The 16,024-nt window shown below is 39.8% G+C and carries 13 protein-coding genes; 12 read left to right on the plus strand and 1 reads right to left on the minus strand.

All coding sequences use genetic code 11. The features are described from left to right. Positions 1–133 precede the first annotated feature (133 nt). The 4 genes from fdhA to AC1TO6_RS05190 all read left to right on the plus strand — a co-directional run bounded on the left by fdhA (position 134) and on the right by AC1TO6_RS05190 (position 4,059). Complete coding sequence (gene fdhA / locus AC1TO6_RS05175; RefSeq protein WP_482100533.1) at positions 134–1,399, plus strand: formaldehyde dehydrogenase, glutathione-independent; 1,266 nt, start codon at positions 134–136, stop codon at positions 1,397–1,399. Between the two features lie 46 nt (positions 1,400–1,445). Then, positions 1,446–1,871, plus strand: a complete 426-nt coding sequence (locus tag AC1TO6_RS05180) for a GlcG/HbpS family heme-binding protein (RefSeq protein ID WP_482100534.1) — start codon at positions 1,446–1,448, stop codon at positions 1,869–1,871. A 279-nt stretch (positions 1,872–2,150) separates the two neighbouring features. Next, positions 2,151–3,332, plus strand: coding sequence for an N-methyl-L-tryptophan oxidase (gene solA, locus AC1TO6_RS05185; protein WP_482100535.1), 1,182 nt, complete (start codon positions 2,151–2,153; stop codon positions 3,330–3,332). 313 nt (positions 3,333–3,645) lie between these two features. After that, positions 3,646–4,059, plus strand: a complete 414-nt coding sequence (locus AC1TO6_RS05190; protein ID WP_482100536.1) for a cupin domain-containing protein — start codon at positions 3,646–3,648, stop codon at positions 4,057–4,059. Between the two features lie 65 nt (positions 4,060–4,124). On the opposite strand, the gene AC1TO6_RS05195 is transcribed toward AC1TO6_RS05190, so the two are convergent. Beyond that, positions 4,125–5,774: a PucR family transcriptional regulator gene (locus AC1TO6_RS05195; protein ID WP_482100537.1), complete on the minus strand. Its 1,650-nt coding sequence runs from the start codon at positions 5,772–5,774 to the stop codon at positions 4,125–4,127. An 865-nt stretch (positions 5,775–6,639) separates the two neighbouring features. Between AC1TO6_RS05195 and AC1TO6_RS05200 the strand changes: the two genes are divergently transcribed. The 8 genes from AC1TO6_RS05200 (at position 6,640) to AC1TO6_RS05235 (ending at position 15,969) form a co-directional block, all read left to right on the plus strand. Then, positions 6,640–6,744: a creatininase family protein gene (locus AC1TO6_RS05200; RefSeq protein ID WP_482100538.1), complete on the plus strand. Its 105-nt coding sequence runs from the start codon at positions 6,640–6,642 to the stop codon at positions 6,742–6,744. 250 nt (positions 6,745–6,994) lie between these two features. Continuing rightward, a complete protein-coding gene (locus AC1TO6_RS05205) occupies positions 6,995–8,434 on the plus strand; it encodes an MFS transporter (RefSeq protein ID WP_482100539.1) in 1,440 nt (479 codons plus the stop codon). Positions 8,435–10,388: 1,954 nt separating this feature from the next. Beyond that, positions 10,389–11,345 carry a sugar kinase gene (locus AC1TO6_RS05210; protein ID WP_482100540.1) on the plus strand — a complete coding sequence of 319 codons (957 nt, stop codon included), beginning with the start codon at positions 10,389–10,391 and terminating at the stop codon, positions 11,343–11,345. 10 nt (positions 11,346–11,355) lie between these two features. Next, the gene (locus tag AC1TO6_RS05215; protein ID WP_482100541.1) at positions 11,356–12,375 is read left to right on the plus strand and encodes a zinc-binding alcohol dehydrogenase family protein; all 1,020 of its coding nucleotides are present in this window, start codon (positions 11,356–11,358) and stop codon (positions 12,373–12,375) included. Between the two features lie 16 nt (positions 12,376–12,391). Next, on the plus strand, positions 12,392–13,012 hold the full coding sequence (locus tag AC1TO6_RS05220; protein ID WP_482100542.1) for a bifunctional 2-keto-4-hydroxyglutarate aldolase/2-keto-3-deoxy-6-phosphogluconate aldolase: 621 nt from the start codon (positions 12,392–12,394) through the stop codon (positions 13,010–13,012). A 13-nt stretch (positions 13,013–13,025) separates the two neighbouring features. Next, complete coding sequence (uxuA, locus tag AC1TO6_RS05225; protein ID WP_482100543.1) at positions 13,026–14,102, plus strand: mannonate dehydratase; 1,077 nt, start codon at positions 13,026–13,028, stop codon at positions 14,100–14,102. Beyond that, positions 14,099–14,935, plus strand: coding sequence for an SDR family oxidoreductase (locus tag AC1TO6_RS05230; RefSeq protein WP_482100544.1), 837 nt, complete (start codon positions 14,099–14,101; stop codon positions 14,933–14,935). Before uxuA ends, AC1TO6_RS05230 begins: the two co-directional genes overlap by 4 nt. Before the next feature lie 32 nt (positions 14,936–14,967). Then, positions 14,968–15,969, plus strand: coding sequence for a LacI family DNA-binding transcriptional regulator (locus AC1TO6_RS05235; protein WP_482100545.1), 1,002 nt, complete (start codon positions 14,968–14,970; stop codon positions 15,967–15,969). The last annotated feature ends 55 nt before the right edge of the window (positions 15,970–16,024 follow it).

Here is a 16,024-nt window from a genome sequence, read left to right on the forward strand (position 1 = left end):
TTCATCATAGTTATGACAATAACCAGAATTCTATCAAATCACGTTTAACTTACACAATCCCATGTTGTAATTTTACTTAGATTGATAGGGGTATTTGTTCTTTAAAGACATATTTTTAAAGGAGGAAATGGGTATGGTTAGTAACAAGGAAATTATTAAGACTAGTAATGAAAAAACAAGAGCAGTTGGAAATAAAGCCGTAGTTTATGCAGGTGAAGGGAAAGTTGAAATACAGGACATTAGCTTCCCGGATTTAGTACTAAGAGATGGTCCTGGTGTAAACCCGAGAAACGTCGGTCGGAAATGTGAACACGGTGTCATCTTAAAAGTAGTCACAACGAATATTTGTGGTAGTGATCAGCACATGGTTCGCGGTCGGACAACAGCGCCAGTAGGTCTTGTCCTAGGGCATGAAATTTTGGGTGAAGTTATTGAAGTAGGCCGCGACGTAGAGTATATAAAAAAAGGTGACTTAGTTTCTGTCCCATTTAACATTGCTTGTGGACGCTGTGTATCCTGTAGAGAGCAAAATACGCATGTTTGTCTCAACGTTAATCCGGATCGTCCGGGATCAGCTTATGGTTACGTAGACATGGGTGGATGGGTTGGTGGTCAGTCTGAATATGTAATGGTTCCGTATGCAGATTTCCAACTTCTTAAATTTGCGGACAAAGAACAGGCGATGGAAAAAGTTCTGGATTTATCAATGCTTTCCGATATATTCCCGACGGGGTATCATGGTGCATATAGTGCCGGTGTACGTCCCGGATCTACGGTGTATATAGCTGGGGCAGGTCCTGTTGGATTAGCAGCTGCACATTCGGCTCAACTATTAGGAGCTTCAACAGTTATTGTTGGCGATTTAATTCCGGAACGATTAGCGCAAGCGAGAAGCTTCGGATGTGAAACAATAGATCTAAGTCAGCATGATGATTTAGGTGAACAAATCGAGCAAATTCTGGGTATTCCAGAAGTAGATTCAGCTGTTGATGCTGTTGGTTTTGAAGCCCACGGGCACGGCAGAGAAAAAGGAGAAGCTCCAGCGGTTGTATTGAATTCAATTATGGATATTACGCGCGCTGCTGGTAAACTAGGAATTCCAGGACTGTACGTAACTGGCGATCCAGGTGGAATCGATGAAGACGCGAGAGTTGGAACGCTTAAAATCCGTTTCGGACTCGGTTGGGCAAAAGCGCACACTTTCGTAACAGGACAAACACCTGTTATGCAATATCATAGATATTTGATGAAATCGATTCTTAGCGGTAGAGCGCAAATTGCTAAGGCTGTAAATGCTACAGTTATCTCAATTGACGATGCACCTGAAGCTTATCGTGCTTTTGATAATGGGGCAGCCAGAAAGTATGTTATTGATCCACATGGTTCTTTGAAAAAATGAACAATGCTAGGCAAACTAAAAACTTAAAATTAGGGGGAAATTAAAAATGACAAAAATTAACTTGGAAATCGCGAAAAAACTTATTGAAGGTGCAGAACAGGAAGCAAAAAATCTAGGTCTTAATATGGTGATTTCGGTTGTTGATGAGGGTGGAAATCTAATTGCAAAACACCGCATGGATGATGCATGGATTGCAAGTATCGAAATCTCTGAAAATAAAGCATGGACGTCTGTAGCACTTAAAGCACCGACAGCAAATTTAGCTGACGCTACAGTACCAAATGCTGAACTTTACGGGCTAACTACTACAAATAGCGGGAAAATCGTTGTATTTGGTGGAGGAATTCCACTAGTAGCAGACGGTAAAGTAGTCGGTGCTGTAGGAGTAAGTGGAAGTGCAGTCCCTAACGACGTTAAAGTGGCTGAAGCTGCTGTAAAAGCTTTTGAAAATAATAAAGTTGCGGTTAGATAACACTTTTATTTGTATAATTTGAAGTAAAGAATTCCTTAATAACGCTTCTGCATTTTGGGGATGCATTCGACATAAGCCTGACAGCTTCGCTACCAGGCTTATGGTTTCGACTGCCCTTGATATGTCACTAATGTTCTGTTTATACACCTAAAAACAAATGTCTTTTACATGATTGAATGGCTATTTTAAAGTTAGTCCACTCCTAGTAAAAGGCATTTTTTCAATGGAGGTTGCGATGAGTAATGTCAAAACCTATTTTATATTGAGAGGAGTATTATTATGGTGAAGAATTATGAAGTAATTATTGTAGGCGCAGGTTCAATGGGAATGGCTGCAGGTTATTTTTTAGCGAAACAAGGCGTTAGAACTCTACTGATAGACTCACATGATCCGCCCCATGCACAGGGTAGCCACCATGGTGATACACGAATCATTCGGCACGCATATGGCGAGGGAAGAGAGTATGTCCCGCTTGCACTTAGATCTCAGGAGCTATGGGATGAACTTGAGAAGATTACCCATCACAAAATATTTTCACGAGTAGGTTCAATCGGTTTTGGTCCCAAAGGTGAATCTGCATTTATTGATGAAGCGATTGCCAGTGGAAAAGAATATAATCTGGAAATCGATCTCCTAACGGGCAAAGAAATGAATGAACGTTGGCCGGGGCTAACTGTCCCTGAGGACTATATTGCATTCCATGAACATAACTCGGGGTTTTTATACAGTGAAAATTGTATAAGAGCCTATCGGGAGCTGGCAGAACATCATGGTGCCGAGTTCTCAGTAAACAATCCTGTTGAAGATATCGAAGTTTTTAACGACTCCGTCAAAGTAATTACAAATAAGGGAACATTTACTGCGGATAAGTTAATTCTTAGCGGTGGTGCTTGGAGTGGGAAAATAGCCAAAAGCCTAAACCTAAATCTACCAATTACGCCTACACGTCAGCCAGTAGCATGGTTTGAAGCTGAAGAATCGCTTTATAATACGAATGCATTTCCTACCTTTATGGTTGAAGTTCCAACTGAAACATCAAAGGCAATCTATTATGGTTTTCCAACTTTCGGGGGATGTGGCGTAAAGGCTGGAAGACATGAATTTATTGATAAAATTGATCCAGATACGATGAATCGTGAATTTGGCTCCGATGAGAATGACGAAGGACATATTCGCGAATTCTTGGAAAAGTTCATGCCACAGGCAGCAGGAAAGCTCAAGAGAGGCGCAATCTGTATGTATTCCAGAACGCCAGATGGACACTTTATCATCGATAAGCATCCGGAACATCCACATATTTCGATTGCGGCGGGTTTTGCGGGACATGGATTTAAGTTTGCTAGTGTTGTGGGAGAAGTGTTAAGTCAACTGGCGGTATCTGGTGAAACAGAGCATGATATATCCATTTTTTCAATCGATCGCCCGGCTTTGAAACCAATGTTGGAAACAGCGGGATTATAGGGACACTGTAAGCGATTTCAACAAGATTGATACAAGTAGAACGCGTATGTTGGCTTTGATAAATGAACAGCTATGCTAGCTTTTATATTTTTATACCAACATTTAACTGAATATTCGTATTAATGGAGCTGTATTAGTGGGAAAAAAGAGTGGTATTTAGTAGTCGTTGAAGACGATTAGTGTTTGACAGATAGCTCTGAAGAGAAAGCGCTTGGTATAAAACAGTTTTCTTCGCTGCCGATCTTATTGCTCCATGTATATACCGTATTATGTTCATGCATGTTACTTTTCAAAAAAATTAGGGGGTAATAGAATGTCTGGAAAAACAGTAACGAAAAATGAAGTGAAACTATTGTGTGCTAAGCCTGGTATTCAATTAATAAAAGCAGGGACATATAAACTTAATGAATTGAGCGAGCTACGTGGAACTCCGAATCTGAAAGGGCAAATTGTTGATGTTCCTCTTACAACTGAAAAGGCAGAATTGACAATGGGTTACTTTGCACTACAACCTTCGGAAGACTATTCTGCAGACTTCGATTTCATTGAAATAAAAGTTGTAACGAGTGGAACAATGATTGTTCGTGATATAGAGGGAAATAGGTATGTGGGAGAAGTTGGGGATGTATTGGTGTTTTCTCCAAATACGACGGTTATTTTTGATGGGAAAAGCAATGGAGAAGCTGTATATTTCAAAAATGTAGTAGCTAACCCTAGTTATTTGTAAGTAAACGGATCCAATACAAAACGTGCCTGCGCAATACGTGTAGGCACGTTTTAATTAACAGGAAATTAGGTGGATTTATATTGTCTAGAAAGTGGCTCGATATTGATAGCTGTTTGGATCCAGAATTGACAATCGCGTGAAGATAAACTGTCTTGAAGGAGTTCTTCAATTTTTTTAATTCGATAGCGCAATGTATTACGATGAATGTGTAGTGTTTTTGCAACTGTTTCACGGTTAAAGTTATGCAATGCAAGACAAGTTAACGTTTCATAAAGGACTTCATCTTTTTCAAAACGCAACGCCTCTGGTAACAATTTGTTGAGAAGATTGTGTGCTTCGGCGGGGCTCATATTTCCATAGAGCAAAATCTCGCGACGAAATTGTGAGGTAAAGAAAATATGGCCTGAATTCGTTTTAAATTGAACTATTGCAGCTAGGGTTTGTGCACTCTTGTAACTTAACTCGTAGGATATCAGTTCCGTTTGCGCATCGCCTATTAGAATAACGGGGTTAAGTTGATCATTGATATTCACGATTTGTTGACTTAAAATTGCTAAACGCTTGTCTAATTCGGCATTCTCCAAGCCCGAAGAAAACAACAACACTACTTGATTGTTGTATATTTCACAGAAACCACTAATGTCTTCTTGTTTCTTGAACCAATTGTTACAGACCCCTCGAATTAATCCCAATTCCAAAAGAGTTTGTTCGGCTAAATTATCTTTGCCTGAAAGGATAAGTCCAGCCATCCATTGTCCCGTTTGTATTAGACCTATTTCATGCATTTTCCTATCAATGACAAGACTAGCTGTTTCCAAATTTTCGATGAGTAGTCCTAGTACCTCAGATTGCAATTGCCAACGTTTGACGTTTTCTTCTTGCTGAAGCCTGTAAAGATTGATGAGGATGTGGGCTGAATGTTCCAGTGCAAGTGTGTGATACTCATCTAAGATATTGTCATTGTTTAGAAGCCAAAGCGTTCCATATTCATTACCTTCTATAAATACAGGAACCGCCAGTACATAAGGGGAGACGGTCTGTAATTGAATCGCCTCTATATTTCGTTCAGTTACGCTAATAGCTCTATCACCATATGGATGCTCGTTTTTTAATTGTTTAGTAAAACCTTTCATTTTAGGTGTGAATTTGTTTAGTTGTTCATTTTCTAGACCCGCCACTATCAATGCCTCATCTGTTTCATCGGTAAATACAACAGTACATTTGAGAAAGGAGGCTAGAATTTCGCAAACTTCTTTACTGTCCTTTGCAACTTGCATTAATTCCGAGAGAGTTATAGGAACCTGATGGACTAATTCACTAGTTTTATACTGGCGTTCCATGATTTCCTGATGGATTGCACGGGTTACCCGTACGAAAGGTACCTGAAATGGTGCTTCCATAATGGGAATAGAGTATTGTTCTCCGAATTCTAATAGGGCAGGAGGACAATGTGTTAAATAGCGGCCAGTCGCAAGTATAATACCGGAAATTTGATGCCTTAGTAATGAATTAAGAAATTTTTCTTCTAATTCTCTATCTTTTGGCCACACTTGTCCACATGACAATAAAAGCTCTTGGCCTTCAAGAAAATGTGCCACATCATTATGATCAATTACATGAGCCCAACTAATTTTTCGAGCCAACCCACTTTGCCCGGACCTGACGATTATCTTTTGTAATTCGGGCAAACCTAATGATTCTTGTACGGTGATCATTTACTCTCCCCCTTAGTATGATTGTACTGAAAATTACCACTATTGCAAACTTGGAAGATTAAATATTATTTTGCGTTACTAGTACATTATGTAAATCACCACTATCACTTAGAAGAAGAGTCTAACAAAGCGGCGTGTTAACTTACCGTTAATAAATGAGGCCCTCTATCAGGAGTAAATAGTGCATAATTAGATTCCGGCGCAGTATTATGTTGAATAATGCGATTTAGATACATTTATTGTTGATGAATTACGTAAGCGATCTTGCAAAGGTACCTTTTTGGGACGGAGTATTGAGGCTTTAAAATAGTGCTTTTTTCTGTTGTGCATCGGGCATATAAAAGTATTTTGTTACCAATAAAGATTAGCTCAACCTTCCAATTGTCAAAAGAGGTAGCGAGCTGTATCTTAATAAATAAGTGATCTATAAAACAGAAAATTCTGAAATTGTAATCAAAGTGAAATTACCCGATTCTTCCGAATAGGTCGATCAACTTTATTTAATCCTGTTAGTAAATGTGCATCCTTTTGGTCTGTGAATGGTTAAGTGCTAATCCCATTATACCGAGTCTAGAAAGATGGGGTTTTCTTAAGTTTTTTTTATACAGTGTATTTAACGTATATAGCCAGGTTTCTAAGAAGTAGAAAATAAATTGGGAAAGGTATTGTGAGCGGTTGCAATACCGTTAAGAAGGGAGTTCAGTGGATTCTGCAATTAGAAATGAAAGCGGTGGATAGTACTGTAGAGGATTTTCTAGGGATTGGTTTGAAGTATACCGACATGATAGGTTCCGCCAAGTTAAGGTGAGCACTCCAAGTGGTGTCTTCATCAAATAGTAACTTATGGATAGGAGAGGAACAGCAAATGACGTGGATAGAATACGAAGCTAGTACCAAGGAAAGAATACTTATTTTACCTGTAGGGTCAACGGAACAACACGGACCGCATTTACCACTTGGTGATTCCTAGGCTTACCCGTTTCAACTATCATTAGTTTGCATTGTGAACTCGTTTCAGTAAGCCGTAACGTTTACGAATTAGGCGGGTCGTTAACCTTAAAAGATAAACCTGGATAAAGAAAATTGTGGGTAAACATGGAATTTAAATATTTCTCCATAGTAAGTTGTCGAAAGCGCTTTATTTCTGAAGAAACAATTTAGGGTATCTTCGCGGATAATTATGGAAATAAGGACTAAGACGAAATTATAGGAGGTTCACAATGGAGGTAGGGAAGAAAGGTTCAAATAAAATGATTATTGGAATCGTATTGGCCGTCCTCACATTTTGGTTGTTTGCTTCGTCAATGGTAAATATTATTCCCGCAATTCAAGCAGACTTAGGTATATCATTAGGAACTCTAAATATCGCTATTAGTATAACTTCCTTATTTTCAGGTATGTTTATTGTTGCTGCTGGTGGAATTTCAGATAGAACAGGGCGTAAGAAACTGACTTTTTTAGGATTGCTTTTAAGTATTATTGGCTCTTTATGCCTTGTTCTAGCACAAAATGCTCCACTTTTAATCGTTGGGCGTATCATTCAGGGTATTTCTGCAGCATGTATTATGCCTGCAACCATTGCTTTAGTTAAATCATATTTTGATGGGGAAGACAGGCAACGTGCGCTTAGTTATTGGTCATTCGGTTCATGGGGTGGAGCCAGTGCTTGTGCTTTAGTAGGTGGTGCCATTGCTACGTATTTGGGGTGGAGATATATTTTTGTCCTATCCATTGTTATCTCATTAATTGCGATGTACCTATTAAAAGACATACCAGAAAGTAAAGCTGAACAAAAAAGCCATTCAAAATTTGATTTTGCTGGCCTTCTCATCTTTATTTTCATTATGCTGGCACTAAATTTAACAATTACACGTGGACATGAGTTTGGTTGGACGAGTCCGCTTACGATTACTTTAATAAGTGTAACTATAATTGGAACCGTAATATTCTTTCTAGTTGAAATGAAGAAAAAGAGTAAATTCATTGAATTTTCCTTATTCAAATCAAAAGCATATACCGGAGCAGTAACCTCAAATTTTTTACAAAGCGCGATCGGTGGAACTGTTGTGGTTGCAAATACGTATGTGCAATTGGCAAGAGGGTTTACAGCATTTCAAACAGGTTTATTAACGATTGGTAACTTAGTTGCTGTGCTCATAATGATTCGTGTAGGTGAGAAAATGATGCAAAAAATAGGGGCTAGAAAACCAATGATTGCAGCTTCAATCATAACTCCCCTTGGGATTAGTTTAACAGCGTTAACATTCTTACCTGACTCAGCTTATATAATCACAGTCTTCCTTGGTTTCATGCTTTCAGGTATTGGACTTGGTTTATACGCAACTCCTTCTATGGATACCGCTGTGGTAAATACTCCAGGGGATAAAGTTGGCGTTGCTTCAGGTATTTATAAAATGTCTAGCTCACTTGGCTTTTCATTTGGTATAGCGATTTCAACAGCTGTTTATGGTGCAATCGTAGCAACCGGTAACATGGAATTGGCAGCATCTGCAGGGATCATGGTAAACATAGCTTTTGCTATCCCGTCATTAATCTTCATAATGCTAACAATTCCGGATAATGAGGGGAAAATGATAACCGAGCTTTCAGTTGTGAATGGTGAAGATGAAAAATTGCTCGTTCTTAAAAGCGAAACCTAATCAATTAAAAAAATAACGGCATTAAATAGGTATCGACTATTTTATCCTACATGGAATTGGGGCACAAATGATAATGCGAAACGCTCATATAAACTTAAGTGATAGGTCCCGTTGTTCTATACCGTTATTGAGTTTGCATATAACTTAGTTAAGAAAGAATTAACAAAATTAAATGGGAGGATTAAAGCGGTTAGGAATTGTTGAACTCAGATTTAAAAGCGCTTTAAATTCAAAAGGACTTCAGATATGTATGAAAGCAGGAGGCATTCTTGTAAAGCAATAGGTTAAGTATTCAATACTCGTTACAAGCCGGTCGATTCTCATGCAGAAGCCTATACAAAATGGAGGGGATTTTGCCATTATTAGCCCAATAGCTAAAGATTATTTTATAAATTAGTGTTAGGTACAAACTATCGTGTGAGTTTAAAAAATCATTAATTGCTTGTTACGCAGGTAATGGAAATTATTACTGTTGCAAACTTGGAAGATTAAATATTATTCGGCGGCACTAGTACATTATGTGAATTACCACTATTACTTATAAAGAAGGGACCAACAAAGCGGCGTCTTACCAACCATTTCGCAGATTATTGTTTGTCCCCACAAAGAAAAAGCATGACCCTCAAACTAAGAGGTTCATGCTTTTTCCATTCCCTAATAAAAAGGGGTGCACTCGGAAAATTTGATAGTTTTTTAATTACACAAACTGTTATTACTGACGATTAGTACGCAAAACTCGTCCGTGCAGTTTGACGGGTCTGACTCAATTAGCCATTCGGCCATGCAGTCGCAAGATGTTCGGTAAGCGATCTGTTTTATTGAAGTCAGTATCTAATTGCACTTTAAACAAAAAACATAACGCTTACTGCTTGGTCAACACATTAGCTTGGAACCCACATACTCGGTTCTGAAAAAGTGAAACATCGCCAGTAAAGCAAATTTCCCGCCAAGGCTGTGCAGTTCATCGTTAGAATCACCTGTAGGTTACTCGTCTACCGGGTTCATCCTCCGGAAGTTCTGCCTTGTAATCTAATTATACCCGGCTACATTTAAGTTAAACCTCTTTTTTAAAAAACTTTAAAAAGTATTTTAGAGTGCAAGAATTAGATGTTAGTATACTAAATGTTGGCGAGAAAAGTTTGAGAATCGCCATTTTTCACATGATTATTTCCGAACCGCTTTCGGCGAATTAATCACTACACCTAAACCGTGGGGCAGGTATTGCTTGTTGTGATTAATCGCCTGTCGCGTTCCTACAATATCCAAGTGAAAAATGCAGATGCTTTGAAAGAAAAGAATAGATTACTCTTTATAAAGAGTATAAGTGCCCGAAGATGAAATTTCGGGCACTCTAGTACGTCGTATACTGCATTCTCTGCTTTACTCTATAAGAAAGTGACACATCTCTTAAATGAAAATTAATTACTATAGTAGAAGGTTAGCGCGGCCAAAATTGTATCTTTGGCCGCACCTTTCCAGGTGAGAAGCAAACAATTCAATCGTTCCGAAAAGCTTCGGCATAACTTGTACCAGTGAATTTGGAGAGCGACGGATGAACAACCACCATACGATTAACGAAAAAACTAGTAGGGATGCGACGAAGTCGCATCCCTACTAATTAAAAAAACTCGATAATGGTATAGAAGTTGTTCAATCTAAAGCAATCCGAAAACGAATCTACATGTAGCACCTTGTGCGTTCCATTTATCTGCTGGTTAACTTTGGTAATCACTAAGGGCGTATTCATCCGAAATTGACCTAATGTCAGATCCTAAAAGGACGCGCAAGCTAGAGTAAAAGAAGAATGTTTAATTTTTAGTCAAATACTAAATACTAATACTTGAATGTGAAAGCCTTTTCATTGTATAATTTACTAAACCGTTTTACTAAACCGATTTATAGAAATAATTGTATGGATGATAACTACCAGAAATGGTAGAAGAGGAGGAATTACGTGACTTCAAAATTTAGTGTTTTGACACTTGGTGATGGTCTTATTACGATGAATCCGGCCGATACAGGCCCTTTACGATTTGTATCAAATTTTTCTCGCAAAGTAGGCGGGGCAGAATTGAATTTTGCAATTGGATGTGCTCGCCTTGGCCTGAAATCAAAATGGGTGAGCCGTTTAGGGAAAGACGAGTTTGGACGAGTCATTTATAATTTTGTACGCGGTGAAGGTGTCGATGTGTCTAATGTCGAGCTGATGGAAGGGTATCCTACTTCGTTGAACTTTAAAGAAATCCAAGAAGACGGTTCAGGGAAGACGTTTTATTACCGCCATCAGTCACCAATACTGACGATGAAACCAGAAGATATTACGAAAGACATGTTTGAAGGTATTGATGTGGTCCATCTTACGGGCGTGTTTTTATCGATAGATCCAAAAAACTTCGAAATAGTAATACAAGTGCTTAAAACTGCAAAAGAAATTGGGATTCCGGTGTCATTCGACCCGAATCTACGGTTGAAAATGTGGACTATTGAAGAGGCGAGAGCGACATTATTGAAAGTATTCCCGTATGTTGATATTCTACTGACTGGGCTTGATGAAATTGAATTGATTATTGGAGAATCTTCTGATGAAGCGCTGGTCGCTTGTGCAGAGCGTTTTAAAATAAGTCAATTTGTGATAAAAGACGGTGCAAACGGTTCAAGAATTCTTACAGAGGGTACTTGGTATGAAAAGGCTGCATTTAAAGTCAATCCTGTGGACACAGTAGGTGCAGGTGACGGGTACGATGCAGGTTATATTTATGCGTATTTGAATGGGTTCTCTCCAGAAGAAAGATTGGAACTTGCAAATGGCGTCGGGGCTCTTGTTACGACAGTATCCGGAGACAATGAAGGACTTCCTTACTTGGAAGAGCTATTGCCATTCGTCAGACAAGAAAAAGGTATCGAAAGGTAAGGTGAACAAGATGAAAGCTGTTCAAGTCAGAAAAGCGCATGACCTTGTCATCAATGAAGTCGAACAACCTAAAATCGTTTCTGCAACGGATGTACTGGTGAAAACGAAGCGCGTCGGAATTTGTGGATCGGATATGCATATTTACCACGGAACGAATCCGCTTGCGACATTGCCGCGTGTTGTTGGCCATGAAGTGACGGGCGAAGTGGTGGAAATAGGAACAGATGTAACAACACTCAAAGTAGGGGACCATATAGTCGTAGAACCGATTAGCTACTGCGGCGAATGTTACGCATGTCGTAAAGGGCGTCCGAATGTATGTGAACAGTTGTCGGTGTTCGGAGTTCATGAAGACGGTGGAATGAGAGAGTATTTCGTTCTTCCTGAAAAGCAACTCCACGCAGTCGATTCGACGCTAGATTGGAACGAAGCTGTTATGGCAGAACCATACACAATTGGTGCTCAAGCAACTTGGAGAGGTCAAGTGGGACCAGGAGATACGGTTCTGATCCAAGGAGCGGGACCGATTGGTATATGTATACTGAAATTCGCCAAACTACAAGGTGCATCTGTTATGATGTCAGACTTGAGCGAGGAACGTCTGGCATTTGCGCGGGAAAGTGGAGCGGATGTTACGGTTCAAGTAGGATCGGAAGATGTGAAAGAACGCGTGAAAGAGTGGACAAAAGGCGAAGGGGCGAACGTTGTCATCGATGCAGTTTGTCTACCAATGACATTTCAACTGGGGATTGAAGTAGTTTCTCCTGCTGGAACGGTTGTTGTGCTTGGTTTCGATGAAAGACCAGCTCAAATTCCGCAATTATTAATTACGAAAAAAGAAATCACAATTGTTGGATCTAGATTGCAAACGAATCAAATGCCAAAAGTTGTTGAATTTTTAAACGCAGGAAAACTTCGTCATGACGGATTGATCACACATACTTTTGAACTTAAAGATGTGCAAGAAGCATTTACTTTTGTTGAGAATAATCCAGACAAAGTTCGCAAAGCTGTTATTGTATTCGATTAAGGGAGGCTATACAATCATGTCAAAGTTTGAGACGCATGCACAAATAGCGGCATCTAAGGTCGTAGCAGTCATTCGCGGGAGTGATGCTGAGGAAGCCATCCAGTTGTCAAAAGCGGCTGCTGAAGGCGGAATTCGGGCAATCGAATTGACGTATACGACGCCGAATGTTCAAAAAGTGTTTGAGGAATTGCAGCATGAAGACATGCTTTTAGGGGCAGGAACAGTGTTAGACCCTGAAACTGCGCGTCATGCCATTTTAGCCGGTGCAAAGTTTGTCGTCAGTCCTCACTTTAATGAGGATGTTGCACGCATTTGCAACCGCTACGGCATTCCTTATTTCCCAGGTTGTATGACAATCCGTGAAATGGTAAAAGCGCTTGAATCTGGTTGTGATGTATTGAAACTATTCCCAGCAAACGGCTTTGACCCTTCATTTATCAAATCTGTGAACGGACCATTGCCGCAAGTGAAGATTATGCCAACAGGTGGCATCGGTCTGGATAATATGAATGATTGGCTTGCAGCAGGCGCAGTAGCTGTGGGGATCGGCAGCGATTTGAACAAAGCATACAAATCGGGCGGGTACGAAGCAGTAGTGGAACTGAGTAAAGAATATATAAACAAAATTGCACAATAAAAGGAGTGGCATGATGAATATCACATTTCGTTGGTACGGAAGAGACAATGACACGGTCACACTCGATCACATCAGACAGATCCCTGGAACAAAAGGTATCGTATGGGCGTTGCACCAAGTGCCTGCTGGAGAAGTTTGGAAAAAAGAAGATATAAAAGAAGAAGTCGATTATATTAAATCATTCGGTTTCCACGCGGACGTCGTTGAAAGTGTAAACGTCCATGAAGCCATCAAAATTGGCAATGAAGATCGCGATAAATACATTGAAAACTATAAAGAGACGATCCGCAATCTTTCAGAATTTGGCGTTAAAGTCATCTGTTATAACTTCATGCCTATATTTGACTGGACGCGTACGGAAATGTTCCATCCATTAGAAGATGGATCTACTGCGTTATTCTATGAAAAAGCAAAAGTGGACGGGCTTGATCCGAAAGAATTGATCCGTACTGTAAGTGAAGCTTCCGATTTGACGCTTCCTGGATGGGAACCGGAGAAATTAGATAAGATTAATGAACTTTTCGAAGCTTACAAACAAGTGGACGAAGAGCAACTATGGGGAAATCTTGAGATTTTCTTAAAAGAAATCCTACCTGTTGCAGAAGCTTGCGGCATAAAAATGGCGATTCACCCGGATGATCCACCTTGGTCGATTTTCGGTCTGCCACGCATTATGACAGGTCCAGAAAGTTACGAAAGACTGATTGCCATTTCTGACTCCGAGTCAAACGCATTTACAATGTGTACGGGCTCAATGGGCGCAAATCCGGAGAACGATATGGTTCAAGTCGCGAAAAAATACGCATCACGTGCTCCATTCTCGCATATCCGTAATGTGAAAATTTATGACAACGGTGATTTCGTAGAAACATCTCATTATACGCAAGATGGATCAATTGACGTCAAAGGTGTTGTAGAAGAGTTGCATAAGCAAAACTACGACGGATACGTCAGACCGGATCATGGCCGCCATATTTGGGGAGAAGTTTGCCGACCGGGTTACGGGTTGTATGACCGTGCTTTAGGCATCATGTATTTGCTCGGATTATGGGACGCATATGAAACGAAAAAAGCGAATGGTGAATCATGATTCCAATTCATGACTTACTCAATGGACGGGTAGCCGTTATTACAGGTGGAAGTGGAGTTTTATGTTCAGAAATGGCGCGTGAATTAGCGCGCCAAGGCGTTAAAGTGGCGATTTTGAATCGCAATGTCGAAACAGGACAGGAAGTCGTTGACAGCATTCAACAAGCTGGTGGCATAGCGCTTGCAGTGGAAGCGGATGTATTAGACAGAACGTCTCTGGAACAGGCAAAATCGAAAATCGTGGAACAATTTGGTCGTATTGATATGCTCATTAACGGAGCGGGTGGCAATCATCCAGATGCTGTAACCGATCCGGAGAGCTATGATGAACATTCGGAAGGACAATCTTTTTTCGACTTGGATGAGTCAGGCTTTACGAATGTATTTGCTACAAATTTCACGGGTACGTTCCTAGCAACACAAGTATTCGGAAAAGAACTATTGAAATCAGAAACACCTTCAATCGTCAATCTGTCATCAATGAGTTCATATACCCCGTTGACGAAAGTGCCAGCGTACAGTGCAGCAAAAGCATCCATTAATAACTTTACGATGTGGCTGTCTGTCCACTTTGCGGAAACTGGATTGAGAGTAAACGCGATTGCACCTGGTTTTTTCCTAACAACCCAGAATCGTGACTTGCTACTCAATGAAGACGGTAGCCATACTGCACGTTCAAGTAAAATTATTGCAGCTACACCGATGAAACGATTCGGTAAACCTGAAGATTTGCTTGGCGCATTACTGTTTCTTGTTGATGAATCGTGTTCCGGTTTTGTTACAGGCACAACAATTCAAATAGATGGAGGCTTCATGGCCTACTCCGGTGTATAATGGTGTGTAGTTAGAAAATGGAGTTGGATAAATTGAAGAATATTACAATAGCAGATGTAGCAAAATTAGCAGGGGTATCTAAAAGTACAGTTTCTCAATTTTTAAATAAACGCTATGAGTATATGAGTGAGCTTACAAGAGAACGAATAGAAGTCGCAGTCGAAGAATTGGATTATCGCCCGAACAGTGTCGCGCGCAGTCTAACACAGAAATCTACATTTACTGTGGGAGTCATTGTCGCTAATATTCTTCACTCGTTCTCAACTCATATTATCCGTGCGATTGAAAACAAGTTCTATGAAAATGGTTTTCATATCATCGTCTGTAATGCGGATGATGAACCAGATAAGGAAAAAGAATATATCGATATGCTTTTGGCAAAGCAAGTGGATGGAATTATTATATTTCCAACAGGCGGAAATATCGACTTGTATAAGAGGATGAAAAAGTCCGGTTTTCCACTTGTTTTTATGGACAGAACAATCCCTGATTTAGGGATTGAAACTGTTTTGCTCGATAATGAAAAAGCGGCGGAATTGGCTGTAAGTCAATTCGTTGAAAGCGGTTACGACAAAATCGCCATTGTCACTACGTCAATTATTAGAAATATAAGTCCTCGGATTGAACGTATTCAAGGATATAAAAGTGCGCTAGCGCATCATCAATTGAATATCAACACAGATTATGTGAAGACTGCTGACTCGGATGCAATTTCTTCAGCACTCGAAGAATTGTTCGAGCTTGAAGCACCACCTGAGGCAATATTAGCAGGAAATGATTTCGTACTCATGGAAGTATTGAAATTCATAAAACAGCATAATTTAAAAATACCAGAAGATGTAGCTGTTATCGGGATAGATGACGTACCATTTGCCAGTTTTTACACGCCTTCAATCACAACCATTTCACAACCGATGATTGAAATGGCTAATCTGGCTGTCAAATTACTCATGAAGCAAATAAATGAAAAAGAACAAGGGGAACCGGAGATCCACCGGTTACAACCAACGTTAATGGCAAGAGGATCTAGTTGATTTAATTTGCAAGAAGTATTAACTTAGGTAGATAAATCGGTTTACTTCATGGAAT

The sequence above is a fragment of the Sporosarcina sp. Y352 genome (assembly GCF_056786535.1).

Coding starts and splice junctions, on each gene's coding strand:
- AC1TO6_RS05200 (WP_482100538.1), top strand. CDS start 6,640: ATGACGTGGATAGAATACGAAGCTAGTACCAAGGAAAGAATACTTATT.
- AC1TO6_RS05215 (WP_482100541.1), top strand. CDS start 11,356: ATGAAAGCTGTTCAAGTCAGAAAAGCGCATGACCTTGTCATCAATGAA.
- solA (WP_482100535.1), top strand. CDS start 2,151: ATGGTGAAGAATTATGAAGTAATTATTGTAGGCGCAGGTTCAATGGGA.
- AC1TO6_RS05190 (WP_482100536.1), top strand. CDS start 3,646: ATGTCTGGAAAAACAGTAACGAAAAATGAAGTGAAACTATTGTGTGCT.
- AC1TO6_RS05205 (WP_482100539.1), top strand. CDS start 6,995: ATGGAGGTAGGGAAGAAAGGTTCAAATAAAATGATTATTGGAATCGTA.
- AC1TO6_RS05220 (WP_482100542.1), top strand. CDS start 12,392: ATGTCAAAGTTTGAGACGCATGCACAAATAGCGGCATCTAAGGTCGTA.
- uxuA (WP_482100543.1), top strand. CDS start 13,026: ATGAATATCACATTTCGTTGGTACGGAAGAGACAATGACACGGTCACA.
- AC1TO6_RS05195 (WP_482100537.1), bottom strand. CDS start 5,774: ATGATCACCGTACAAGAATCATTAGGTTTGCCCGAATTACAAAAGATA.
- AC1TO6_RS05180 (WP_482100534.1), top strand. CDS start 1,446: ATGACAAAAATTAACTTGGAAATCGCGAAAAAACTTATTGAAGGTGCA.
- fdhA (WP_482100533.1), top strand. CDS start 134: ATGGTTAGTAACAAGGAAATTATTAAGACTAGTAATGAAAAAACAAGA.
- AC1TO6_RS05230 (WP_482100544.1), top strand. CDS start 14,099: ATGATTCCAATTCATGACTTACTCAATGGACGGGTAGCCGTTATTACA.